This is a genomic window from Staphylococcus sp. FSL W8-0271 (genome assembly GCF_038006605.1).
GTDB classification, from domain to species: domain Bacteria; phylum Bacillota; class Bacilli; order Staphylococcales; family Staphylococcaceae; genus Staphylococcus; species Staphylococcus cohnii.
The window spans coordinates 1,077,968-1,103,341 of sequence record NZ_JBBOVM010000001.1 but is presented as its reverse complement, the minus strand read 5'-3'; the positions used below and the strand labels follow the sequence as shown (position 1 = coordinate 1,103,341).

Genomic DNA, 25,374 nt, shown 5'->3' with positions numbered 1-25,374 from the left:
TAACACTCCTTTATCTCTATATTAATTATCATTCAAATCAGACTCAGTGATATACACATCTCTAGGTTTAGAACCGTTTGCTTCCGAAACATAACCTAACTGTTCTAGTTGGTCTACAATTCTAGCAGCGCGATTATAACCGATTTGGAAATGTCTTTGTATCAGTGAAGTAGAAATATGTCCTTCTTGTACCATAAATCGACATACGTCGTCGAATAAATCATCTTGCGGATGACTTTCTACTTTTTTCAACAATTCTTTTTCTTCAAAAAGATAATCAGGTTCACGTTGTTGTTTAATAAAATCAACTACATCATCAATTTCTTCATCAGAAACGAAAGTTCCTTGTACACGTATTGGTTTGTTCATTCCACTTCCTAGGTAGAGCATATCCCCATAACCTAATAAGCGTTCTGCCCCACCACTATCTAAAATCGTACGTGAATCTACACTTGAAGATACCATAAAGGCAATTCGCGTTGGTATATTCGCTTTGATTAATCCTGTAATTACGTTTACAGATGGTCTTTGTGTTGCAACTAACATATGAATCCCGCATGCGCGTGCTTTTTGTGCAATTCGTGCAATTGATTGTTCAACCTCTTGTGGTGCCATCATCATTAAATCAGCTAATTCATCTATTACTATAACAATTTTTGGCATTCTATCTTCATAATTTGCCTTTTTATTAAAAGCAGTTATATTTCTAACATGATATTTGGCAAATACTTTATATCGACGTTCCATTTCTTCAACTGCCCATTTTAAACTTTGTGTAGCAGCTTTAACATCAGTAATAACAGGGGATACCAAATGTGGCAAGCCATTATATGGTGCCAACTCAACCATCTTAGGATCGATAAGTAATAACCTTAGTTCTTCAGGATGATTTTTATACAATAATGACATTAAAATGCTGTTAATAGATACAGATTTACCTGAGCCTGTAGCACCAGCAATTAATGCATGAGGTGTTTTTGCTATATCCATTACCAACGGCTCATTATTAATTCTAAGTCCCATAGCAACTGTTAATTTAGATTCAGCATTTTTAAATGTATTATCTTCTATAATAGAACGTAAATTAACAGGTGTTGAAGACTGATTTGGCACTTCAATACCTACTAAACTCGTACCTGGAATAGGTGCTTCAATACGTATATCTTTTGCTGCCAATGCCATTTTAATATCATCTTGTAAGTTAGTAATTCTAGATACTTTCACACCTTTTTCAACAGACAATTCAAAACGAGTCACACTTGGTCCTTCCGTAACAGTTTGAACTTCCGCAGGTACATTGAAATAATAGAATGCTTCATTTAATTCTTGTTTCTTTTCTTCAATCCATTGATTATCTATTTCATGCACTTTAGGTTCATCAAGTAAATCAATACTTGGAAGTTTAATATTCGGACCTTTTCTTATTGTCGTTTTACTTTCTTGAGATGTTTGCGTATTTTGGCTTGGCTGACCCACAGAATTTGAATTCTGAGACTTCGTATCATCAACTGATTGATTGTCTAAATGTGTGGATTCAAGATTTTGTGTTTTTTCACCATGTTCGTTATCTATAGCTTCATCTTTCAGACCTTTATTGGACTGTACATCCTCAGTCAATATTTCAGATTGCGCATGCTTATCCGTAATTTTTGACTTATTATCGTCAGAAGCATTTACTTCCACATTATTTTCGGTATGCATTTGTTGATGATAAGAGGCAGTTGTTTCATCTTTTTTCGTTTGTGTTGATTTATCTATATTATCATCTGATTGTTGTAATTTAACCTCATTTGAGTTGACAGAAGTATTCGTGTTGTTAAGATTTTTTTTAGAATCAAGCATTCGTTTTTTATCAGATGGTGTCATCACTACATTGAAAGGTTTGCTCCCTTTCAATCTAGTTGCTTTTTTATGTTGTTGATTCCTTTGTTCATCACTATTAACCTTAGCTACTGGCTTATCATGAACTTGCTGCGCTTCATCATCTTTATTCTCTGAAATCTGTGCGTCGTTAACAAAAGTATTTTCACTAGTTCTATCCGCTTCAGTATTAACAGATGAATCTTTCTGATATCGTGAAACATTTTTATTTAAATCATCAGAGTCACCATCATTTTGCTCATCTTCTTTTTCAAAATGATGGTTTGTATACATTGATGTATCATCCACAGAATAATCATTTTCATTTTTTGATGTTTTCACTTCATTATTGTGCGTTTGTTGAGTTGAATCAAGCGTATTTTGTGACATATCATTTTGAACATCTGAAATTTCTCTATACGTTGCATCCGAAATTTCAGTATCACCGATAGATTCTGTTGCGTTTTCATCATTTTGTTGTTGAATGTTAGCTGTTTCTTCACGATTACTATCTTGATAAAGATTTGTATCTTCATTAGCTTGACTCGTTGATGTTTCTGTAATACTTGATTCATTTTCTACATTGACAGATTGTTTCTCACTTTCATCTGACTCAATATCTGATTGGTTATTGTCAATGTTATGTACATCACTTATATGATCTAAATTAATTTCTTGATACTTGTATTGTGACGTATCACTTTGGCCATCAGCATCATTTTTTTCATTTGTATCTTTATCAGACATTTTTTTTGCATAGTCTGTATTACTATTATTATTTTCTGCTCCGTCTAATGAACTTTCTCCAATATATTGTTTTGCTTGTTGTGCATACATTTCATCAATTGCTTTTTGAATTGTATCTTCGTCATCTTGTTGATTTTCTTGTCGCTTCTGTTGCAATGCTTTCTTAAACTGACGTTTTTGAAGCACTTTACGCTCACGTTCTCTACGAATTTCTTCAACAATTTGAGACGCGTAGATATTTTCTATATTGATTGTATTGTTCTTTTTAGGTGTAGTTGTTGATTGTGATACATGATCTTGTTGCATAGATTTATTTTGCGTTTGTTCTTTGCTCTTTTTAAATGATGGTTGTTCACTATCAACTTGAGAAGATTGATCAAACGTTGATTCATCAGTGACACTTTGATTATTGTTAGAATTTGGTTTTTGTTCTTCTTGCATTTCACTCTCATTATCATCTGTAAAACGATTATTAGGTTTTATCACACCGTTTTCTAAAGGATGTGGTTTTTTAGTTCCAAAAATAGCGGAAGGAACTTCGCTCGCTTTAAATTCGCTTTTATGATATTGAGGTGTAGTAGGCTCATGTTTTTTTGTACTATATCCACTTCCGTGTCCAGTACCGCCTAAAACATCTGTTTGAATTCTTGTTCTTTTTCCTTTGTGTTGTTTCTTTTCTTTACGAATTTCATTATCTAATGACGCATTTGTTTTACTACGTGATGATGGATAAGATTCTGTAGATGGTTGATTAAATTTATCTGTAGTTGTTTCATCAGCCATTTGTCTCCGTCTTCTATAGTGGTGATTCTCAGTATGATGATTAGATGACTTATGATTGGAATTTTTAAATTCATTTTCTGATGATGCTTTATTAGCGTCCTCAATGTCACTATTTTCTTCTAAAACACGCATTGGAAATCTAAATTTTCCTTTGGGTCTCTCATAAACATCGTTATTTTGAGGAAGTAATGTGTCTTGATGTTCTTGCTGCATATTCTTTTGGCGTCGTTGGTTTCTTTTATTTAGATAATCTTTATTAGGATCATTTTCTTCTCCAAATAATTTGTCGAACCAGCTCATTCGGACATTACCTCCTTCTATTCTTCAAAAAATGCCTGTCCAACTTTGTATTCATCAGACAATACCATAATACCTTTTTCCTGTGGAGCATTTGGTAAATTTAATTCTTTCATAGAACAAATCATTCCACTTGAATCTACACCACGTAATGCTGCATCTTTAATAACCATGCCACTTGGCATCACAGCTCCTACTTTTGCTACAACGACCTTTTGTCCTGCTTCAACATTCGGCGCTCCACAAACGATTTGTAGCTTTTCTGTTTCTACATCTACATTTAATACACTTAATTTATCTGCATCTGGGTGTTTGTCTTTAGTTTCAACATAACCGACAACAAATTTTGGTGATAAATCTGCGTTTAATTCAAATGTGAAACCAGCATTATTAATTGCTTTTTGTAAGTCATGAATCAAATTTTCATCCAATTTTATATGACCTTTTCCAGTAATATTAGAGACCTTTGATGCATTGAATATATTAAAACCTACAACCTTATTATCTTGACGAATTTCAACTACATCATTCTTTATTTCATAAGTAAATTCACCTGTTGTGGGTTCAATTTGTAAAAAAGCTACATCTCCTACAGCTTCTTTATTGTAAAATAAATTCATTTTTTTAACTCCTTATTTCTTATCTTTATTTTCATATTGTTTTCTAGTTGCTTCTAATCTTTGGATGACATCTGGGTTTCTTTTTTGTTTATTATTTTTACCTAGTATAAATATTGGTTCAAAATGTCCTTTATCATAAGCTAATGACAGTGATGTGATTGGAACTAAACCTTTAGTGAAGAATTCCATCGTTAAATGTGCCATGACATCATAACCTGTTTTATTTCGTATATCAGCAATAATTAACACATCTTGATGTGGTACTGCTACCAACATTTCACCTTCACATTGAGCTTGTATGTCATTTAAAAAGGTATTATTTAAAATTCTACTTGCATCATAGCCATCATTTGAATTTACAAAATAGAAAATATTACCTTTAACTTCATCAGTTTTATATTTGTTTTCAAGTTTCCTAACATTAAATAATGCCATTTCTTTGACTTGTTGTTTAGTAAGATTTAATTTTTCTAACATTTGTTCATCTATTAATCGATAAGATTTTCCTAAATCTACTGCATAATAAATATTTGTTTCTGCAGTATGTTTATCTATAACAAAAGAATTACCTTCTTTGTCTTTTTTATCAAAACTAGGGGATCTTAGTACAGGCATTATCTCAATATTCTCTGCATCAGATAAAGCCTCCCCTTTCATTTGTTCAATCGCTTCTTCAACATAATATACAATTTCATCTACAATGTTTTCTTTTTGTTCTTTATATTTCGCTACAATTGTAGAAATTTTGACAGTAACACCTTTGCCATTATCATTTCTAGATACGCGTAGTGTTTCTTCATCACGATTAAAACTAAATTTAACATCTAAATGTTTCAATCTATCTTTTAATTTATCTCTCATTTGAAAGACATTCATCGTTAACACTCCTATTTACGTGTCTTTATACAGTTTACAATAAATATACCCTTAGGAACAGAAAAAAAGTAAGTTCTAAGGGTATATTTTTAGCGTACACATTTATACATTTAATTCACTTTGTTTTTATAAAGAAGCTAAAAATTCATCTATCTGTTCAATGGATTTACGTTCTTTGCCAATATAACTTCCAATTTGTTGTCCATTACTAAATACTAAAAAACTAGGAATGCCCATAATACCATGTTCAATACAAATATCTATAAATTTATCTCTATCCACTGATATGAATTTATAATTTGTATACTTTGCTTCAAGTTGTGGTAGGTCTGGTTCAATCACTTTACAATCCGGACACCAATCAGCAGTAAATAAAAATACTGTGTGTCCTTTTTTTAATTCTAAAAATTGTTGTTCATTTTCTAATTGTTCCATCTAATCACTCCAAAACATTATTTATACTGTAAAGTATTTATTACTTCATTATCTAAATTTTTAACTGATTGTAATATTAAGCTTCTTGCAGCATCATAATCGCGAAAATCAAATACTGCATTTGTACTGTGAATATAGCGTGCACAAACACCAATAACTGCAGTTGGTATACCTATGTTTGCTTTGTGAATTTCTCCCCCATCTGTACCACCTGGAGACATATAATATTGATGAGGAATTTTAAATTTGTTTGCTAAATCTAACAGCAAATCTCTAAACGTTGGTTTTAGTATCATTGTTCCATCTTTTATACGAATTAAAGTCCCTTTTCCCAGTTCACCGGAAAGATTTTGCTTTCCTTTCATATCATTTGCTGGTGAACAATCTACTATAAAAGCAACATCTGGATCAATTAATTCGGCAGAGGCTTTTGCACCTCTTAAACCAACCTCTTCTTGGACATTTGCACCAACATATAAATCAAAATCTAACTCTATATCTTTTAATAATTCTAATAATTCTATACCAATTAAACAACCATAGCGATTATCCCATGCTTTACTAGCAAACCTATGCTCTGATAATTGTGTAAATGGTGTGTCTGGAACTATAGTATCACCTATTTGAATGCCTCGATTTATGACATCTTGTTCGTTTTCACAGCCTATATCTAATAATAAATCCTCAATTTTTGGTGCGCCTTCGTTACCTGTTCTAAAATGTTTCGGTATATTTGCTACGACTCCAACAATTTCTTCGTTGCTTCTTGATTTTACCTTTAGCCTTTGACCTTGCCAAATATCAGTTGCTACTCCACCTAAATTAGTGAATTGTAAAAACCCATTATCTGTAATGTTCGTTATTAAAAAACCTACTTCATCCATATGAGCAGCAACCATTATTCTTTTAGGATCTTTAGATTTAGATCGTTTAACCCCATAAAAACCACCCATACGATTATAAACAAAATCATCTACATACGGTGACATCTCATCTTTCAAATATCCTTTAACCTCATCTTCAAATCCTGGCGCGCCATGTAATTCCGTTAATATTTTCATTCTTGATAGTGTTTTACTTTTGTCTATACTCAATGACATTCACTCCTTAATATTTATTATATCATCTTCATTATGGTAAACTATAAATATGAATTTATTGGGGGTAGATTGTAATATGTTGAATAAAAAAAGTTGGTTCTTCATCGGCTTAATCCTAATAACAACTATTGTTGGATCAATTTATTTTTATACTCGCCAAAAGCAACTACAAAATCGTAATCCTGAAATTATTATTTCAGATGTAAAAACTTATTTTATGAATGTTGTAGGTTCTTACATATTAAACGAAACGATAATGTATCAAAATGCTGGCGATCAATTAGAAGTCTTTCAAGGTGGTATCACTACCCTTCATAATGGCAAACGCACTTATTATGATTTTTATGCTAATGCTAAAAGCGGTGAAGTGATAAACATCGTTGAATGTAAATGATAAATGGTTAAAGTTATGAACATGTTTGTATCATGTAGTAATTGATTATTGACTACATTGAAAGAAATAAACTATATCACTGCTCAAGGCAAGAAGACATTGTTTGTATTTTTTGTTAAAGATATAGTGCTATTTCAAATGTTCAAAACTTTAACCTTTTACTTTATTTTCTAGTAATATAATGTTCGATTTCAGAGGGTTCTTTTGGGTTAAATTTTACAGCAAAGTAATTCACATCATGATAATATAAGAACCAGTAATTTTCTAAAATAAATCTAGGTATCATGCGTTCTTTTTCTCTTATAGACTGCATTGGATAATCATCGTAGGCAGTTACCCATAGCGGATTTTTGTGAGCGACTGTGGGAAAAATATCTCCCATATGCACTGCTTTTTCTCCTTCACTTTCAATTGTAATAATAGAATGGCCGTAACTATGACCTCCTGTATGGTACATATTAATCCCTTTGACTATTTCAATTTCATTTTCAAATAACAATAATTTATTGGAGAAATCACCATTATTTTTCTGCCAATACGTTGATTTACTACGTATATTAGGACTAATAAACTCTTGCCATTCATCTTGTTGAATAATATGAATCGCATTTTTAAAAACCGCACGTCCTTCACTATCAGTTAATCCTGACGCATGATCAAAATGTAGATGTGACATTAATACATAATCAATATCATTCGTCGTCAAATTAAATAATTTTAACTCTTCTTCTATGTTACTTTCATAATGCACACCAAATATTTTACGCTCTTTTTCCGTAAGCTTTTGATTACCTATACCAGTATCAATGATGAAGTTAAATTCTTCTGTTTGTATTAATATCGGATGTGTAGGTAATGGAATCCGATTGTCCTCACTCAGTTCATATTTTTTTGTCCATAAAACTTTGGGTACTACACCAAACATCGCTCCCCCATCAATGTTCGTAATACCGCCGTTAAGGTAATGTATCTTGAAATTTCCTAATTTCATAACCAATCCCCATTTCTTAATTTAATTACTAATCACTTAATATAGTAATATAATACTTGTTACACGTAAAATAACGAATTTATTAATCCTCCTGCTATAATCATTTCTTTGCGATTTTACAACACATTGACAATCATGAATTTGTATATGTGAAAGACTACAGGCTCGAGCCATATCCCCAGGCAAGCATGTACGGCCAAAATCACAATATTGTTAAAACAACTAAAGGGGTAATACGTTATTTGTATGCATATTAAGTTTTGTCATTTGGTAAATTAAAACAAGTCTTTCTTTTAGTTGTATAGGTTAAATCATACGAAGCTTTTTCTATTATATTGAAACACATCACCTTTAGTGATTTTGTAACGTACTGACGCCCGGGAAAATGATATGAGCGAGAGACTACAGGCTCGAGCCATATCCCCAGGCAAGCATGTACGGCCAAAATCACAATGTTGTTAAAACAACTAAAGGGGTAATCCGTCTTTCTTACGGATTACCCCTTTAGTTTGAACATAAGAGTTATAACAAATATTTAATTATTATGGAATTTGGCTTCCATTCTATAAATTCTTGAACCTCTGTCAGAAAACTTACGCTCATATTCTGTTTCAATATTATTCTCTTTCTCTTCTTGATGTAAATTTAAATTTATTTTTGTAAAATACATACCAAATTGAGACATACTTTCTAAGCTATAGGCAAATAATCCTCTATTATCAGTTTTAAAATGAATTTCTCCATCTGTTTTTAACACTTGTTTATACAAGGATAAAAACGTGTGATACGTTAATCTACGCTTAGTATGTCTTCTTTTCGGCCAAGGGTCAGAAAAATTTAAATAAATACGAGAAATTTCTCCATCTTTAAAGTATTCATTGAGTTCTATCGCATCATTACATATCAATTTAATATTCGTTAGATTTTGCTCTCTCACTTTATCTAACACTTTGACCATAACATTTTTTTCACGTTCCATAGATATAAAATTAATTTCTGGTCTTTGTGCAGCAAGTGTCGTTATAAATTGTCCCATGCCAGAACCAATTTCAATATAAATTGGTTGATCCTTGTCAAACCACTCACTAATATGTCCCGCATGGCTGCCATCCGTATCTACAATATCAGGATGCGATTTTAAATAATCTTCAGCCCATGGCTTGTAACGCATTCTCATTTTCTTGATAACTCCTTATATAAATGCATTGTTATTCATCACTTCATTTAAGAACTTCAGCCACATATTCATATCCTTATAGCGCTTTTGTTCTTCATACCACTGTATCATTCCAATAGACTGGACAGCAGTATACCACTTCATCCTCTTTTGCAAGTCTATAGAATCTTTCGTACCGTAATCATTTAACCACTGAGGCCATTTATTTTCAGGAACGTAATTGTATAGCAGCATGCCTAAATCAATTGCTGGATCCGCAATCATTGCACCTTCCCAATCCACTAAAAATAATTCATCATGGTCAGACAACAACCAATTATTGTGATTGACATCTCCATGGACAACTGTAAAAAATCTAGGGTCAAGACTTGGCATATGATCTTCTAAATAAGTTAATGCTTTTCGCACTACATGATGCGTTAACACTTCTCTAGATAATGAGGCGTTTATTTTATTTAACAAAATATCAGGCGTAATAGGATACATTTCCATACGTTTCAACATATTCAAAAGTGTTTTTGAACTATGTATTTTTTTCAATAAATTAGCCACTCGTTGTTCATACATTTCATCGAAAGTTAACTCTCTGCCATTTTTCCAATGTTGCGCTGTAACGACTTCACCAGTCTCTATTCGTTTTGTCCATACAAGCTTAGGTACAATACCTTCAGCAGATAGGGCTGCAATAAATGGGTTTGAATTTCGTTTTAAAAACAATTTCTGCCCATCTTGTTCAGCCATATATGCTTCTCCAGATGCACCACCTGCTGAATCAAGTGTCCATCCTAATTGATAAAACTGCTCCAACACGTTCACCTCACTTTCAATTAGAAAATGGCTCAAGAAAACAGATTTCGAGAGCCAAATATAATCATTTTCTAATACACTTATAAACTTTAAATTCTATATCACAGTCATTTAATCATGACTATCATTTTGTCCCATAGAATCAAGTTTTCATATTTAAATATGAAATACTGTATCGAGATTAATAATAACTTTAACATCATATCATACATGATCTCGTAACAGTATTTTTTTGAAAAATTCCTTTAGTTTTTTATGAAATTTCAAGTCTCAATTTCAAGTCTCAATTTCAAGTCTCATAGAAGATTTTATAATGTTTAGAGATTTATTTCAACCAATAATGAGAAACAAAAAGTCACATTTTACTACAGTATTTTTCTGTAATTTTTAAATCGGCTCAGTAAGCATTATAACATAATTTAGCTTTTATAGATGTTACATTTTATATCCTTTTATGGAAAATATTAACTATCTGTGTCAATATAACTATTAAATCCTTCTTGTAATGATTTCGTTATTGGACCGACTTCTCCGTCTCCTACTTGTTCACCATCTAATTTAACGACTGGCATCACTTCAATAGAAGTACTAGACACAATAATTTCGTCTGCGTTTCTTAAAAAGTCTACAGTATATGTACCTTCATTAAATGGTATACCCTTTTCTTCGGCAATATCTTTTATAACCATTCGTGTAATACCATTCAATATATAATTGTTTACTGGATGTGTATAGATTTCGCCTGCTTTAATAGCATATACATTGCTTGATGATCCTTCAGTAACAATGTCACCTCTGTGTTGAATAGCTTCTTGTGCATTATATTTTACTGCACGCTCTTTAGCCAACACATTTCCAAGTAAATTCAAGCTTTTAATATCACATCTTAACCAACGAATATCCTCAGTTGTTATCGCATTAATCCCTTCTTCTAATAATTTGTATGGACGTTCATAAGTTTTGGTAAATGCCATCACATTAGCTTCTACTGATGGTGTTGGAAAAGCATGGTCGCGAGGTGCTGCTCCACGCGTTACTTGAATGTAAACACCACCATTAACAACGCCATTCGCTGCTAATAATTCTTGAATTAATTCAGTAAGTTCGTCCACATTGTATTTCAATTCTAAACCTATTTCTTTAGCACTTCTTAAAAGTCTTTCAAAATGGGGTTTGGCAGTAAAAATATTATTATTATATGTTCTAATATATTCATATATCCCGTCACCAAATACGTAACCTCGATCATTGTATGGTACTTTTGCATCTTGTTCATCTACTAAATGTTCATTAATAAGTACTTTTGTCATCATCATTCCTCCACGCATAGTGCATATAAAGCTTCTAAATAAATACTAGTTGCATTAAATAATTGCTTTTTCGTAATATACTCATTTTTTTGATGCATTAAATCTTCGGAGTCATTAAACATAGCACCAAAGGCAACACCTTTATCTAAATTACGTGCGTATGTTCCACCGCCTATTGTGTAAGGTTCAGTTTGGTCACCAGTTTGATTACGATATGCTGTCACTAACGTTTGCACGAAAGGATCATTTTTATCCACATAATGAGGTGTTTGATTTTTACCTAATTCAATTGAAAATCCAAGTTGCTGAATCTCTCCTTTAAAACGTGTCATGGCTTCTTCAAATTCAAAACCTTGCGGGTACCTTAAGTTAATACCAAATCGGCCACCATTTTGATTATCGTATGAAATGACACCAATATTAGTAGTTACATCTCCCATGACATCTGTATGGAATTTCATTCCCATTTTTTCACCGAAATGAGAGTTGAATAAATACTGTTCACTAAATTGAGTGAAGTTTTCGGCAGTTTTATCTAAATTTAATTCAGCTAAGAAATTCAATAAGTACAACCCTGCATTCACACCAATAGATGGATCCATACCATGTACAGCTTTACCATAAACTTTAAGTACTAATACACCGCTATCAACAATACTTTCACCATCAATATTATTATCAGATAAGAACTGTTCAAATTTTTGAATGACGTCAGTCATATTTTCTTTAACTGCAAGCTTAGCGATTGCTTCATCAGGCACCATGTTATAGCGTTGACCTGATGCAAAAGAAATAAGTTCGTATTCTGGCTCATCTTTATCCTCTGCTTTGTCATTTTGAACCACATCAAATGTACTAATACCTTTTTCACCATGTATTGCTGGAAATTCAGCATCAGGTGCAAAGCCTAAAGTTGGCATTTCTTCAGTTTTAAAATAACGCTCTGTACATTGCCAATCTGACTCTTCATCAGTGCCTATAATGATATGTATACGTTTTTTCCAATTGACTTTCATATCGTTCAATATTTTCACTGCATAATATGCTGCTATTGTTGGTCCTTTATCATCAAGCGTACCTCTAGCAATAATCTTGTCTTCAGTTACAACAGGATCGAAAGGATTAGAATCCCAACCATCGCCAGCCGGCACTACATCAACATGACATAAAATGCCCATAACATCTTCGCCTTCACCAGCTTCAATACGCCCTGCAATATGTTCAACATCATGTGTGTTAAATCCATCACGTTCAGCAATGCCATACATATAATCTAATGCCTTACGTGGTCCAGGTCCAACCGGATTTTCTGAAGAAATTTTATTATCGTCTCTCACACTTTCAATAGATAATAAGCCATTTAAATCGTTTATTATATCTGTTTCGTATTCTTTCACTTTATCTTTCCACATTTAGCATCAACTTCCTTTTTAATACTTATATATTTAATATTTTACATGAAGTAGTACAGAAACTACAGTGAGATGTGAGTATTATTTTAAAAAATCCACTGTATAATTAATTGAAAAACAGATTGAAGCCTTTCACATACATGCCTTTCAAAATCTGTATTAATATAAAAAAACCTAGTTCAAAACTATGAACTAGGTTAAAAAACTAAATTAATCATTGCTTATTTGTTTTTATTGTTTTTGAGTTCTTCTTCAGTAACGACACGAAGATTATTTGAAGGATCAGCTGCACCTTCATCAGTAAATCTCGCTTCTTCAACATGTTCTTCTTCTTCAGATTCGCCTTTAAAACGATCTTTTTGTTCGTTAATGAAACCTTTAGGATCTTGTTTTACTTTTGAAGCATAACCTTTAGGGTCTTGTTTCACTTCATTATAAGTTTCATTTGCTTTTGAACTGATTTGACTAGCGATATCTTTTGCGTTTTGCTTATAGGATTCAGGATTTGATTTATATTTGCTATATTCATCCTTTAATTTATCTCTCTTCTCTTTTTTAGAAAGAACAACTGCAGCAGCTGCGCCTCCAACACCTATAATTGCTTTTAATAATTTTGACATATTAACACCTCTTTATTATTTTAATCCTAATTGTTTAAAATCTATTTGAGTTAAATGGCGATATTCACCTGGTTCTAAAGTCTCATCCAGTTTTAATTCACCAATGCTAATACGTTTCAATTCTAGAACTTCATTATCTATAGCATGAAACATACGCTTAACTTGATGATATCTTCCTTCATAAATTGTGATAAATGATTTATACGCCTCATCACTTTTTACTAAAGTTGCAGGTTTCGCCAAACCCTCATTCAATTCAATACCCATTTCAAATGATTTTATATCATTATTTGTAATATTTTTTTTAGAAATTACCTCATACGTTTTAGAAACATGCTTTGCGGGGCTCATTAGTTCGTGATTAAAAGTTCCATCATTCGTAATTAATAACAAACCCTCAGTGTCTTTATCTAATCGCCCTACTGGAAAAACTTCTAAAAACCGATATGGTTCGACCAAGTCTACAACTGTTTGATGTTGGTCATCCTCTGTTGCAGATACATAACCTTTAGGCTTATTTAACATTAAATAGACTTTATCTATATAATGAATTGTTTCATTGTTTTTTTGAACTACATCATTTTCTGGGTCTATTTGCTTTTTAGGAGATTTTTCTATTTTATTATTAACTGTAATAGTTCCCTTTTTCAATAACTGTTTAACTTCTGTACGCGTTCCGACACTCATATTAGCTAGGAATTTATCTAATCTCATTTTATAAGACCTAATTTACGTCTAAGTTTATTTGGAATATCTCCTAAAAACTGGTCGGCAAGTTTTGTCTTCATCGTAATACCACCGTAAACAATCATACCTATAATGACACTTATGATTAAAATTGCTAAAGCGCCAAATTTAGTTTGCGGTGAAATAACCATTTGTAATAAAAATGATGATAATTCAACTACGACCATCATTAGGAAGCCGTATAAGAAAATTTTACCAAAATGTAGCCATGTTTCTGAGAAATCAAAATTAGCATATTTTTTAAGTATATAAAAATTACAGATAACAGCAAATAGTAATGCTATTGCCGTACTTAATATTGCTCCAGCAGTATGGAAAGCCAAAATCAATGGCGTGTTTAGTATTACTTTTAATACTACTGCCGCTAAAATTACAAATACTGTTAATTTTTGTTTATCAATGCCTTGTAGCATAGATGCTGTCACACTCAATAATCCAATTAAAATTGCCACAGGTGCATAATAAAATAACAATTGACTACCATCGACATTGTAACTATAAAAGACAGTATATAGTGGTAAAGCTAAGGCCATAATACCCAGACTTGCTGGAACGGTAATATACATTAGAACCCCTAATGATGTTCTGATTTGTCTGTGCATTTCTTTTAATTCACCTGATTCATACGTCTTAGTAATAAATGGGATTAAACTCACTGCAAAACCAGCAGATAAAGACGTTGGAATCATCACTATTTTATTTGTCGTCATGTTTAAAATGGTAAAGAAATAGTCATGTAATCGGCTTGGTACTCCAGCCAAATCTAGGGCACCATTATGTGTAAACTGATCTACTAAATTAAACAGCGGGAAATTCAAACTAACAATTACAAATGGGATACTATAAGAAATAATTTCTTTATACATTTTTCCATAAGAAACTGTGATATCTGAAGTATCCGTTGCTACCATTTTTTCAATGTTAGGTTTTCTCTTTCTCCAGTAATACCATAATGTAAATATCCCTGCTACTGCACCTACTGCAGCAGCAAATGTTGCTATACCGTTGGCTTGTAGCACACTTCCACCAAAGACATTAAGTACTAAATAACTTCCAACTAAAATAAATAATATACGTGCGATTTGTTCAATGACTTCTGAAACTGCAGTTGGCCCCATTGATTTATAACCTTGGAACACACCACGCCATGTAGCAAGTAATGGTATAAATATGACCACCATACTGATTATTCTAATAATCCATGTAATATCAGCTACTGACCAACCACCTTTAGTACCAGATTCATGTGCTAAAGTAATTGTAGCGATACTTGGTGCTAATAAATATAAAATGAAAAATCCAATAAATCCTGTTATAGTCATAACTATAAAGCTAGATTTATATAACTTTTCACTTACTTTATAAGCGCCTAAAGCGTTATATTTAGACACATATTTAGACGCCGCTAATGGCACCCCAGCAGTTGCGACTGCAATGGCAATATTATACGGCGTATATGCATAGTTAAAAGGTGCCAATTTTTCTTCTCCACCAATAATGGAGTAAAAAGGAATAATATATAAAACACCCAAGACTTTAGTAATCAATATACTAAGGGTGATTAAAAAGGTACCCCTAACTAATTCTTTACTTTCACTCATTCAGATCTTCCTATCTCAAATTAAATTTTTACAATCATAACTTTAATCATAACGTTATAAACACTTTTTTTCAAAACTATATTACTATAAACTATAAAATAACACTATTTAGTAAAGTGAGGCAATCAAATGTACCAAACAATTATTATTGGCGGTGGCCCTAGCGGTTTAATGGCGGCTGCTGCCGCAAGCCAACATAGCGATAAAGTCCTTCTCATAGAAAAGAAAAAGGGACTCGGTCGCAAATTAAAAATCTCTGGTGGCGGGCGTTGCAACGTCACAAACCGTTTACCATATGAAGAGATAATTAAAAATATACCAGGAAATGGAAAATTTTTATATAGTCCTTTTTCCGTATTTGATAATGAATCTATTATTCACTTTTTTGAATCACGTGGTGTTGCACTTAAAGAAGAAGATCATGGGCGTATGTTTCCTGTATCCAATAAAGCACAGGATGTTGTAGACGCATTAATTCGTACAATTGATGAGAATAATGTAACTGTAAAACAAGAAACCACAGTGCATGCTATTGAACATACGCCACAACAGACTTTTAAAGTATTTTTAGATAATCAACAAACTGTTGAAGGCAATAGTTTGATTATCGCTACAGGTGGTACGAGCGTGCCAAAGACTGGATCAACTGGTGATGGTTACAAATTCGCTGAACATTTGGGACATACAATCACAGAACTTTTCCCGACTGAAGTACCAATTACATCCTCCGAACCTTTTATAAATAATAAAAGGTTAAAAGGATTGAGCTTAAAAAATGTTGCATTATCAGTATTAAAGAAAAATGGTAAAAAACGTGTGACACATCAAATGGATATGATATTCACTCATTTCGGAATCAGTGGCCCTGCCGCTTTAAGATGCAGCCAATTTGTATATAAAGAACAAAAAAATCAAAAACGCCAAGATATTGATATGCAATTAGATGCTTTTCCAAAACTAAGCTTTGCACAATTAGAAGATAAAGTAAGTGAATTATTAAGAACTACTCCAGATAAATATGTGAAAAATAGCTTACATGGTTTAATCGAAGAACGTTACTTATTATATATGCTAGAACTAGCAAATATTTCAGAAACATTAACAGCACATCATATATCTAATGAACAATTTAATAAATTGATTACTTTATTTAAAGGCTTTACGTTTACAGTTAATGGAACTCTATCAATTGAAAAAGCTTTCGTAACTGGAGGGGGCGTTTCACTTAAAGAAATCGAACCCAAAACGATGATGTCAAAATTAAGTCCCGGATTATTTATGTGTGGCGAATTACTAGATATCCATGGTTATACTGGCGGCTATAATATTACTAGTGCTTTAGTTACAGGTCACATATCAGGAACAAATGCAAGTAAATTTCAACGTTAAACATATCAATTTATATAATTTGTCACCTATTAGAGCCACTAGTTATATTTAAAACAAATTCACTATTTATCCATTTTAATGATTGATACTTTTCTATGCGGGTGACACATGCAATGTTATAATACTTAAGTCGCCTACTCTCAGGCGTCAATAGACGTAGAGAGGAGGTGTATTTTGTGATTGATATCTTTGTTCATATTATGACTACTGTCATCAGTGGTTGTATCGTTACGTTATTTGCGTACTGGCTGCGCAATCGTAATGACAAGTAAATAGGCGACACTTAGCTAACACCAAAAAACCCCCTCACTACTCGCAATAGTGAGGGGGTTGGTGTATCTGTATTGATATCTTTGTTAAATGCATTATAACACTATATTTGCATAAAATGCAAAATCATTGTCTTATTTTCACTCTATCTAAAGACTAAATACTTTTAATTTCTAAGCCTTCATCTCCCCATGCATCCATGCCACCTTCAACATTGACTGCATGAACGCCATTACGCTCTAAATATTGAACGACCTGTGCACTTCTGCCACCAACTTTACAAATGATATAATACGTATCTTCTGAATTGAAGTGATTTAAATTATCAGGAATTTTATCCATTGGTATCGTTTCCGCTTCTGGTATTACGCCCATCGCTGTTTCTTCATCAGTTCTCACATCTACGATATGAATAGGATTAGAATTTAAAATTTTTGATTTCAATTCATCTATAGTAATAGTTTCCATAATATATACGCCCCTTTTGTGTTATTTGGCAACAATATTAACAAGTTTTTGAGGCACCGCAATCACTTTTTTAATATCTTTGCCTTCTATTTCAGCTTTAATATTTTCGTTACCTAATGCTGCTGTTTCCATTTCTTCTTTTGAAATATCTTTAGAAACATTGATTTTGGCACGAACTTTGCCATTTACTTGAACGACAATTTCCACTTCATCATCGACTAATAATGTTTCATCAAATGATGGCCAAGGTTGATAAGTAATTGTTTCTTCATGTCCTAAGCGCGCCCATAATTCTTCACCCATATGCGGTGCAATCGGTGCTAACATTTTAATAAACCCTTCAATATATGGTTTATAAATCTCATCAACTTTATAGCAATCATTAATGAAGACCATCAATTGACTAATTGCCGTATTGAAGTTTAATGTTTCAAAGTCTTCCGAAACTTTTTTCACAGTTTGGTGGTAACTTTTATCTAAAGCTTTATTATTAGTATTGACTACTTTATCTGTGATTAAACCGTCTTCTGTAATTAAAAGTCTCCAAATTCTATCTAAGAAACGTCTTGAACCATCTAATCCTTTATCACTCCAGGCAATTGCAGCATCTAGAGGCCCCATGAACATTTCATATAGTCTCAACGTGTCAGCACCATGCGATTTGATAATATCGTCTGGATTGATTACATTACCTTTAGATTTACTCATTTTTTCATTACCTTCACCTAAAATCATACCTTGGTTAAATAATTTTTGGAATGGTTCTTTAGTAGGTACTACACCTAAATCATACAAGACTTTGTGCCAAAATCTAGCGTATAATAAGTGTAACACTGCATGTTCAACACCACCAATATATAAATCTACAGGCAACCAATGTTTTAACTTTTCTGGGTCAGCTAACATCTGTTCATTATCTGGATCAATAAAGCGTAAATAATACCAACAACTACCTGCCCATTGTGGCATTGTATTTGTTTCACGACGACCTTTCATCCCAGTTTCTTTATCCACGACATTAACAAATGCATCTATATTAGCTAATGGGGATTCACCTGTACCTGAAGGCTTAATTTCGTCAGTTTCCGGTAGGAGTAATGGCAATTCATCTTCAGGAACAGTCGACATAGTACCATCTTCCCAATGAATAACAGGAATAGGTTCACCCCAATAACGTTGGCGACTAAATAGCCAATCTCTCAGTTTATAATTAACTTTTCTAGTTCCAGCATTGTTTTGTTCTAATAATGTAATTGCTTTTTCAATCGCTTCATTATTATATAGACCATTTAACTCTCCTGAATTAATATGAGGTCCATCGCCATCATAAGCTGCTTCAGATATGTCTCCACCTTCAATGATTTCTGTAATTGGTAAATCAAAAGTTTTGGCAAATTCATAGTCTCTTTGGTCTCCACTAGGGACAGCCATAACTGCTCCTGTACCATAAGAAGATAAGACATAATCTGCTATCCAAATTGGCGTTTTCTCACCAGATAAAGGATTAATTGCATACGCTCCAGTAAAAACTCCAGATTTTTCTTTAGCTAGTCCAGTACGTTCTAAATCTGATTTCATCGCCGCTTCTTGTTGGTATTTCTCAACACTTTCTTGATGTTCTGATGTAGTAATTTTGTTAACGAGCTCATGTTCAGGACTCAACACTAGGAATGTAGCACCATAAATAGTATCTGGACGTGTTGTAAACACTTCTATTTGATCATTAATATCTTCTACATTAAATGTTATAGATGCACCTTCTGAACGTCCAATCCAATTTCGTTGCATATCTTTTAAAGATTCAGGCCAATCTAAGTCATCTAAATCTTCAAGTAATCTGTCTGCATATTCAGTAATTCTAAGCACCCATTGTTTCATCGGTCTTCTATAAACAGGGTGTCCACCACGTTCAGAAACACCGTCGACAACTTCTTCATTTGACAATACAGTACCTAAGGCAGGACACCAGTTCACTGCTACTTCATCTATATAAGCAAGACCTTTATTATATAATTGAATAAATATCCATTGTGTCCATTTATAATATTCTGGGTCTGTTGTATTAACTTCTCGATCCCAATCATAACTAAATCCTAACTCTTTAATTTGACGTTTAAACGTTTGGATATTTTGTTTAGTGAATTCACGAGGATCATTTCCGGTATCTAGCGCATATTGTTCAGCTGGTAAACCAAATGCGTCCCAACCCATAGGATGTAATACGTTATATCCTTGCATACGTTTGTATCTTGAAATAATATCAGTAGCAGTATAACCCTCAGGATGTCCTACATGTAATCCTGCTCCAGATGGGTAAGGGAACATATCAAGTGCATAAAATTTTTTTTGGCCTAAATTATCTTCGGTTTTAAATGTTTTATACTCTTCCCAATAATCCTGCCATTTTTTTTCAACTTCATTATGATTGTAATTCACTTCATTTCCTCCTGTTCAATAATAAAAAGACACCTCAAACTATTATATAATAGGGACGATTTTTCACCGCGGTACCACCCTGTTTCACTTAATGTGCGCTCATTTTAATTAATAGTAAGAGATGTCATTCATTCATTTTAAGTCCTGGTAAGTTCACTAGATGCTTTACGCTAAGTTCCACCAACCTTAGCTCTCTGTGGAAAAGCTTTCAAGTTACTACTCCTATACTCTTCTTATGATATTTGAAAAAGCCCTTTATTTCAAGTATAAAGTTGATTTTCAAGCTTCATCTTAATGCATAAATAAATTTATAAAAATAATACTTAAAAATATTGTTAATTCAATAAGCATTACTTGCTGAATTAACAATATTCATCCTTTTTTCATATAACAACAATCATCAGGGTTTAAAAGTTAACTAAATCTACTATTGTTGACTACAATATTGACACACTTTTTTGCTAAATATCTTTTGGTAGTTTGTGGTCATAGAAAGTTAAAAATATGAGTGATAAGACTAACAATGAAATCATGCTTAAAAACATAATTTGCATGTTAAACATATCAACAACTACACCACCAATAAGTGGTCCGAATGCCTTACCTACTGTCGCTGCAGAATTAACGTAACCTTGAAATGAACCTTCTTTCCCATTAGGTGCAAGTTGATTTGCGATAGTTGGAACAGCTGGCCAAACAAACATTTCTCCCAATGTTAATATAATCATACCTACCATAAATACAGAAAATTGTTCAGCAAAACTTGTGACAAAAAAAGATATGATAAAAATTCCTATTCCAACATACATTTGATGTTTCAGATTACCTTTCAATAATCTGATTATCGGAATGATTAATGGTTGAGCTACTAATATCATGATACCATTGACTGTCCATAATAAACTGTATTGGCTCATAGAGATATTTAGCTCTTGTGTAAATGAAGCTATAGTACTTTCCCATTGAATATAAGCAATCCAGCAAATACTAAACATTACGCATAACAATGTTAATGCGATGAATTGAGGTCTATACGCTTTATCTAATAAACTCATGGCATCATTTGATTTTACTTTAACGTCCAATTTAATATTAAATTGACTAATTGCCACTACGCCAAACGCAATATACATGAGCAAATTAGCAATAAATATATAATTAAAACTTAATTCTGCCACAAAACCACCAGAAGCTGCGCCAATCGCCACACCAAGATTTTGCGCTAAATATATCGCATTAAAAGTTTGTCTACCACCCTGCGGCCAAATTGCACCGGCTAGTGCGTAAATTGCTGGTACAATCATGCCACCACCAAAGCCAAGACAAACTAACCAAACTGCATACCATGGCCATCCGTGAAAAAAATTCAACAAAGTAGTGCTGCTTAAACAGATCACTGTACCAATCATAATTGTCCGATAGCCACCCAATTTATCAAATAGATTACCACCTAGTAAATTTCCAATGACCATGCCAAATGAATTAATCATCAAAACTAACCCTGCCATGGTTAAACTTTTATCTAATTCTTCATTCATATATATTGTATTTAGTGGCCATAAAAAACTTGAGCCTGTGATATTTAATGCCATACCAATCACCAACCACCACACTGATTTTGGCATATTCATAACCATAAGCTCCTTTCTTTTTTAAAATTTCTGTTTTTACTCTAAACACTATATCATTAAAATATGTTAAAATCTTTAACTAGAATGAATTTAGAAAGGAAAATGTTATATGGGACAATTCTTCCCTTACGCATTCGAGAATAAACGATATCATACTTGGAATTATCATTTAAAAAATAAATTTGGGCAAAAAATCTTTAAAGTTGCAATTGACGGAGGCTTTGATTGTCCAAATAGAGATGGCACGGTTGCACATGGCGGCTGTACATTTTGTTCTGCAGCTGGAAGTGGAGATTTTGCAGGAAATCGTGTAGATCCGATAGATGTTCAATTTCAACAAATCAAAGATAGAATGCATGAAAAATGGCATGAAGGTCAGTATATTGCTTATTTCCAAGCATTTACTAATACACATGCACCAGTAGAAGTATTAAGAGAAAAATATGAAACTGCATTAAAAGAACCCGGTGTTGTCGGATTATCTATTGGAACGCGTCCTGATTGCTTACCGGATGATGTTGTAGAATATTTAGCTGAATTAAACGAACGTACTTATTTATGGGTTGAATTAGGTCTACAGACAGTACACCAAAAAACTTCAGATTTGATTAATCGTGCACATGACATGAAAACGTATTATGAAGGAGTAGCTAAGCTACGTAAACATAATATAAATGTCTGTACACATATTATAAATGGTCTTCCTGAAGAAGATTATGACATGATGATAGAAACAGCTAAAGAAGTAGCACAAATGGACGTCCAAGGTATTAAAATACACTTGTTGCATCTCCTTAAAGGTACACCAATGGTAAAACAATACGAAAAAGGTATGCTAGAATTCATGTCACAAGATGATTATACAAATTTAGTTTGTGATCAGCTGGAAATTTTACCAAAAGAAATGATTGTCCATCGAATTACTGGCGATGGTCCGATTGACTTGATGGTTGGACCAATGTGGAGTGTCAACAAATGGGAAGTGCTTAACGAAATTGATGAGGAATTAGCACGAAGAAATTCTTATCAAGGAAAATACTATGAAACGACGGTTAAATCATGAAACTAGAACGTATTTTACCATTTTCCAAAACACTACTACAACAACACATCAACAAGGATAGTATTGTTATTGATGCCACTTGTGGTAATGGTAATGATACCGAATTTCTAGCACAACAAGTACCAAATGGTAAAGTCTACGCTTTTGATATTCAAAAAATTGCAATTCAAAATACGAGCAACAAGACAAACGCATTTAAAAATGTACACTTAATTCAAGATAGTCATGCTAAAGTAAAGCAATATATACAAAGTAATGAAATTGGACAAATTGATGCAGCCATTTTTAATTTAGGGTATTTGCCTAAAGGCGACAAATCAATTGTAACAAACTCTAGTAGTACATTAGCAGCGATAAACGAAATATTTAATATATTAGCGACAGAAGGTATTATAGTACTAGTTATATATCATGGGCACGATGAAGGTAAAATCGAACGCGATGCATTATTAAATTATCTACAACATTTTGACCAAAACAAAGCTCACATATTACAATATCAATTTATTAATCAAAAAAACAATGCACCATTTATCTGTGCAATTGAAAAAAGATAATATATAAAATAACAATAAAAATGCATCTCCGCTTAAAAGGAGATGCATTTTTATTTTAGTATAGATAGTGATTACCTATTACTTTTTGAGTCTAACTCATCATTTTGTAACTATAATTATTCCCTATAATTTTAAGATAGATTTAAGACTAGATTGTATAGTAGATGATTTTTCGTTTATTTCCGCTTTAAAACAATTTAAAAGTTCTTCCCTTTGATCTTTTAAATCCTCATTGAAATGTATAATTACTGTACGTTCGTCATTAACGGGTCTTTCTTTAATAATCCATGCTTTCTCAACTAAATCGTTATACGTTCTTGTACGTTTATATGATTTAATTTTCACATAATTATCCATTTCTTTAAGCGTCATTGATCCTTCTTCCCAAAGTGTTAAAAGAATTAATATTTCTTCTTTTGACATTTTATATTGTTTCTGTACCTTTCCAAAGATGTCTTCAATATCTTTAAGTACATGTTCCAATCTAAGGACACTATCTACCATATCAGCAATTGTCTTCCCCATAGAAATATCCCCCAATCATAATATAAAGTTAAACATGTAAAATTAATTTACCAAAAAATCATTCAAAGCAAAATTTATTCATATCAGAATAAATTTTGATATTTTCAATAAAATTAATCTTATATACAGTTTAAAATTAAATTATGAATTATGCAATTAGTTGTTTGATTTTATTTTGCATATCTTTCAAAATTATGGCAGAATTTTCAAACTTTTCACTTTCTTCACTATTTAATTGTGTTTCATATACTTTAATTGCACCATTTCTATTAATTAATGTTGGAACTCCAATATAAATATCATTTTGATTATATTCACCTTCTAAGTAGCTAGAAACTGGTAATACTACATTTTGATTTTTTAAAATTGCTTGTGTTATACGAACCAAGCCCATTGCTATACCATAATAAGTTGCACCTTTTGATTGGATAATGTCATATGCAGCATCTCTTGTATTCATAAATATTTCATCTATTCTATGTTGTTTATCAGGGTTATCTTTCAATGCTTGGTATATTGGTTTACCAGCAATATTAGCTTGTGACCACACTGCTAATTCAGAGTCACCATGTTCACCAATAATTTGTGCGTCCACACTCCATGGTGACACACCAAATTCTTGTGCTAGTTCAAATTTAAATCGTGCAGTATCTAGTATCGTACCAGACCCAATAACTTGTGATTTCGGTAAGCCTGAAACTTTTTGTGTTACATATGATAATACATCTACAGGATTAGTTGCTATAAGAAAAATACCATTAAATCCTGTGTTCATAATTTTTGTGACAATCTCTTTAAATATTTTTGTGTTTTTTTCTATTAAATCTAATCTAGTTTCACCTGGCTTTTGCGCAGCTCCTGCAGTAATAACAATTAAATCAGCATTACCACAATCTTCATAATTACCAGCTTTTACTTTAACAGGTGAATCACCATATGGTGCGCTGTGATTTAAATCTGCAACATCGCCTTTAACTTTCGCTTCATCTAAATCAATAATTACTAATTCATCAGCTAAGCCTTGTGCAACTAGTGCAAATGCATAACTTGATCCAACTGCACCATCACCAATTAAAACTACTTTATTCCCTTTTTCAAATTTCATGTTCAATCGCTCCTTTTATTTCAAAGTAAATATTTCTAAAATTTAATGTGATTTTTTTCACAATATAAATATAACAATTATTATTTTAAAAATCAATGTTTATTGTGATTTTTTTCACATTATTTCTCATAAATAAAAAGAGCGTGAATAAAA

General features: G+C 32.4%; 23 protein-coding genes and 1 other annotated feature. Of the genes, 5 read left to right on the top strand and 18 right to left on the bottom strand.

Annotation, left to right across the window (positions count from 1 at the left end):
- Nucleotides 1-21 precede the first annotated feature (21 nt).
- From NST87_RS05525 to NST87_RS05505, 5 genes are all read right to left on the bottom strand, one after another.
- Complete coding sequence (locus tag NST87_RS05525; RefSeq protein ID WP_340721381.1) at nt 22-3,690, bottom strand: DNA translocase FtsK; 3,669 nt, start codon at nt 3,688-3,690, stop codon at nt 22-24.
- A 17-nt stretch (nt 3,691-3,707) separates the two neighbouring features.
- Nucleotides 3,708-4,307, bottom strand: a complete 600-nt coding sequence (gene ytpR / locus NST87_RS05520; protein WP_040030101.1) for a YtpR family tRNA-binding protein — start codon at nt 4,305-4,307, stop codon at nt 3,708-3,710.
- 12 nt (nt 4,308-4,319) lie between these two features.
- Nucleotides 4,320-5,183, bottom strand: coding sequence for a DUF1444 domain-containing protein (locus tag NST87_RS05515; RefSeq protein WP_019467702.1), 864 nt, complete (start codon nt 5,181-5,183; stop codon nt 4,320-4,322).
- A 126-nt stretch (nt 5,184-5,309) separates the two neighbouring features.
- Complete coding sequence (locus NST87_RS05510) at nt 5,310-5,618, bottom strand: thioredoxin family protein (RefSeq protein WP_019467703.1); 309 nt, start codon at nt 5,616-5,618, stop codon at nt 5,310-5,312.
- A gap of 17 nt (nt 5,619-5,635) precedes the next feature.
- Complete coding sequence (locus NST87_RS05505; protein WP_401537629.1) at nt 5,636-6,718, bottom strand: M42 family metallopeptidase; 1,083 nt, start codon at nt 6,716-6,718, stop codon at nt 5,636-5,638.
- A gap of 76 nt (nt 6,719-6,794) precedes the next feature.
- Between NST87_RS05505 and NST87_RS05500 the strand changes: the two genes are divergently transcribed.
- Nucleotides 6,795-7,112, top strand: a complete 318-nt coding sequence (locus NST87_RS05500; RefSeq protein ID WP_019467705.1) for a hypothetical protein — start codon at nt 6,795-6,797, stop codon at nt 7,110-7,112.
- A gap of 163 nt (nt 7,113-7,275) precedes the next feature.
- Here the strand turns inward: NST87_RS05500 and NST87_RS05495 are convergent, their stop codons facing one another.
- From NST87_RS05495 to NST87_RS05460, 8 genes are all read right to left on the bottom strand, one after another.
- A complete protein-coding gene (locus NST87_RS05495; RefSeq protein WP_019467706.1) occupies nt 7,276-8,103 on the bottom strand; it encodes a YtnP family quorum-quenching lactonase in 828 nt (275 codons plus the stop codon).
- A gap of 535 nt (nt 8,104-8,638) precedes the next feature.
- A complete protein-coding gene (gene trmB / locus NST87_RS05490; protein WP_019467821.1) occupies nt 8,639-9,280 on the bottom strand; it encodes a tRNA (guanosine(46)-N7)-methyltransferase TrmB in 642 nt (213 codons plus the stop codon).
- A gap of 15 nt (nt 9,281-9,295) precedes the next feature.
- Nucleotides 9,296-10,087 (bottom strand): phosphotransferase family protein, encoded by a 792-nt coding sequence (locus NST87_RS05485; protein WP_019467822.1) that lies wholly within the window; start codon nt 10,085-10,087, stop codon nt 9,296-9,298.
- Between the two features lie 464 nt (nt 10,088-10,551).
- Nucleotides 10,552-11,397, bottom strand: coding sequence for a D-amino-acid transaminase (dat, locus tag NST87_RS05480; RefSeq protein WP_064264566.1), 846 nt, complete (start codon nt 11,395-11,397; stop codon nt 10,552-10,554).
- Between the two features lie 2 nt (nt 11,398-11,399).
- Nucleotides 11,400-12,809: a dipeptidase PepV gene (gene pepV / locus NST87_RS05475; RefSeq protein WP_019467824.1), complete on the bottom strand. Its 1,410-nt coding sequence runs from the start codon at nt 12,807-12,809 to the stop codon at nt 11,400-11,402.
- Nucleotides 12,810-13,030: 221 nt separating this feature from the next.
- A complete protein-coding gene (locus NST87_RS05470) occupies nt 13,031-13,429 on the bottom strand; it encodes a YtxH domain-containing protein (protein ID WP_019467825.1) in 399 nt (132 codons plus the stop codon).
- 15 nt (nt 13,430-13,444) lie between these two features.
- Nucleotides 13,445-14,143: a pseudouridine synthase gene (locus tag NST87_RS05465; RefSeq protein WP_019467826.1), complete on the bottom strand. Its 699-nt coding sequence runs from the start codon at nt 14,141-14,143 to the stop codon at nt 13,445-13,447.
- Nucleotides 14,140-15,777, bottom strand: a complete 1,638-nt coding sequence (locus tag NST87_RS05460; RefSeq protein ID WP_019467827.1) for a putative polysaccharide biosynthesis protein — start codon at nt 15,775-15,777, stop codon at nt 14,140-14,142. The genes NST87_RS05465 and NST87_RS05460 overlap by 4 nt, the downstream gene beginning before the upstream one ends.
- A gap of 129 nt (nt 15,778-15,906) precedes the next feature.
- Here NST87_RS05460 and NST87_RS05455 point away from each other — a divergent pair, with 129 nt between their 5' ends.
- Nucleotides 15,907-17,166 carry a BaiN/RdsA family NAD(P)/FAD-dependent oxidoreductase gene (locus tag NST87_RS05455; RefSeq protein WP_040030096.1) on the top strand — a complete coding sequence of 420 codons (1,260 nt, stop codon included), beginning with the start codon at nt 15,907-15,909 and terminating at the stop codon, nt 17,164-17,166.
- A gap of 176 nt (nt 17,167-17,342) precedes the next feature.
- Nucleotides 17,343-17,438 carry a type I toxin-antitoxin system Fst family toxin gene (locus NST87_RS05450; protein ID WP_107385129.1) on the top strand — a complete coding sequence of 32 codons (96 nt, stop codon included), beginning with the start codon at nt 17,343-17,345 and terminating at the stop codon, nt 17,436-17,438.
- A gap of 154 nt (nt 17,439-17,592) precedes the next feature.
- Here the strand turns inward: NST87_RS05450 and NST87_RS05445 are convergent, their stop codons facing one another.
- The 3 genes from NST87_RS05445 to NST87_RS05435 all read right to left on the bottom strand — a co-directional run bounded on the left by NST87_RS05445 (nt 17,593) and on the right by NST87_RS05435 (nt 21,971).
- Nucleotides 17,593-17,904, bottom strand: a complete 312-nt coding sequence (locus NST87_RS05445; RefSeq protein WP_019467829.1) for a rhodanese-like domain-containing protein — start codon at nt 17,902-17,904, stop codon at nt 17,593-17,595.
- Nucleotides 17,905-17,925: 21 nt separating this feature from the next.
- Nucleotides 17,926-20,340, bottom strand: a complete 2,415-nt coding sequence (leuS, locus tag NST87_RS05440; protein ID WP_340721378.1) for a leucine--tRNA ligase — start codon at nt 20,338-20,340, stop codon at nt 17,926-17,928.
- Nucleotides 20,341-20,388: 48 nt separating this feature from the next.
- Nucleotides 20,389-20,577: a binding site (T-box leader), on the bottom strand.
- A 224-nt stretch (nt 20,578-20,801) separates the two neighbouring features.
- Nucleotides 20,802-21,971, bottom strand: coding sequence for an MDR family MFS transporter (locus NST87_RS05435; protein ID WP_019467831.1), 1,170 nt, complete (start codon nt 21,969-21,971; stop codon nt 20,802-20,804).
- 109 nt (nt 21,972-22,080) lie between these two features.
- On the opposite strand from NST87_RS05435, the gene NST87_RS05430 reads away from it, so the two are divergent.
- Both NST87_RS05430 and NST87_RS05425 read left to right on the top strand, forming a co-directional pair.
- Nucleotides 22,081-23,034, top strand: a complete 954-nt coding sequence (locus tag NST87_RS05430) for a TIGR01212 family radical SAM protein (RefSeq protein ID WP_019467832.1) — start codon at nt 22,081-22,083, stop codon at nt 23,032-23,034.
- The gene (locus NST87_RS05425; protein ID WP_019467833.1) at nt 23,031-23,591 is read left to right on the top strand and encodes a class I SAM-dependent methyltransferase; all 561 of its coding nucleotides are present in this window, start codon (nt 23,031-23,033) and stop codon (nt 23,589-23,591) included. The genes NST87_RS05430 and NST87_RS05425 overlap by 4 nt, the downstream gene beginning before the upstream one ends.
- Before the next feature lie 123 nt (nt 23,592-23,714).
- Here NST87_RS05425 and NST87_RS05420 read toward each other — a convergent pair whose 3' ends face one another.
- Together NST87_RS05420 and NST87_RS05415 are read right to left on the bottom strand one after the other, a co-directional pair.
- Nucleotides 23,715-24,116, bottom strand: coding sequence for a transcriptional regulator, SarA/Rot family (locus tag NST87_RS05420; RefSeq protein WP_019467834.1), 402 nt, complete (start codon nt 24,114-24,116; stop codon nt 23,715-23,717).
- A 148-nt stretch (nt 24,117-24,264) separates the two neighbouring features.
- Nucleotides 24,265-25,221 (bottom strand): L-lactate dehydrogenase, encoded by a 957-nt coding sequence (locus tag NST87_RS05415; RefSeq protein WP_019467835.1) that lies wholly within the window; start codon nt 25,219-25,221, stop codon nt 24,265-24,267.
- Between the last annotated feature and the right edge of the window lie 153 nt (nt 25,222-25,374).